The following is an 859-nucleotide window of genomic DNA, read 5'->3' as shown; positions in this document are numbered from 1 at the left end:
ATCCCGCAATTAGATCGTAGACTTAAAAATTAAGGACACCTGATCAATGACAGCGCTTCTCCCCCGAGCTCTAGGAATTCTCAGCCTCGACCAGGGACAGGACCCTGCGGAGCCCTATGCCTCTGGTTCAATCCAAAGCACCGGCTCCGCCTATTTGCCCCGCATTGACGAAATCGTAGAGGGAGCCTTGGTGGAGAGAGTCGTTCGTGGTGATCTGGCACTTGAGCCAGCCTATGTCGCAGCCGCGAAACGGCTGGTTGAGAGAGGAGCCGTCGCGATAAGTTCGGACTGCGGCTACACGATAAGATATCAAAAGGCTGTTGCCTCCTCGGTAAATGTCCCTGTCGCGATGTCGAGTCTTCTTCTGTTGCCGACGCTGATCCGTCAGTCTCCGCCCTCGGCGAAGATTGGAGTCGTGACATATGACTCCACTTGTTTCGGCGACGGTCTGCTAGGGCTACATGATCCGGCCGAAAAGGACAGAGTTGTAGTTGGCGGCATTGAGGGTAGCAAATATTGGCACGATGAGAGAAAGCACCCAGCGCCGCCGGCTGATGTCGCAGCGCTGGAGGCGGACATCAGCGCTTGCATTGCGCGGCTGAGAGCAGCGCACCCGGAGATAGCTATTATTCTGTTCGAGTGCACTGGCTTTGCGCCAGTCGCGCCGGCAATCCGTCGAATCACGCAGCTGCCAGTCTACGATATCTACCTCCTCAGGAGTTTGTTGGTCTCATCAGTCGGCTGAAGACACGTTCATTCGTCACCGAGGGGTGATCGCATGCCTATTCCTGCTACGGTACGATCGGCGAGGCTAAGGTGCGAATCGGTTTTCGGCCGTGTGGCTAGTCGTCGCATGGTA

At 56.2% G+C, this 859-nt stretch carries 1 protein-coding gene; it reads left to right on the top strand.

Annotated elements, in window-relative coordinates; translation table 11 throughout:
* Positions 1-46 precede the first annotated feature (46 nt).
* Positions 47-745: an aspartate/glutamate racemase family protein gene (locus tag NKJ37_RS31950; protein ID WP_352776445.1), complete on the top strand. Its 699-nt coding sequence runs from the start codon at positions 47-49 to the stop codon at positions 743-745.
* Positions 746-859 lie beyond the last annotated feature (114 nt).

This window comes from Mesorhizobium sp. M0140 (assembly GCF_040322475.1).
In the GTDB taxonomy this organism is placed as follows: domain Bacteria; phylum Pseudomonadota; class Alphaproteobacteria; order Rhizobiales; family Rhizobiaceae; genus Mesorhizobium.
This window is presented reverse-complemented; position numbering and strand designations above follow the sequence as displayed.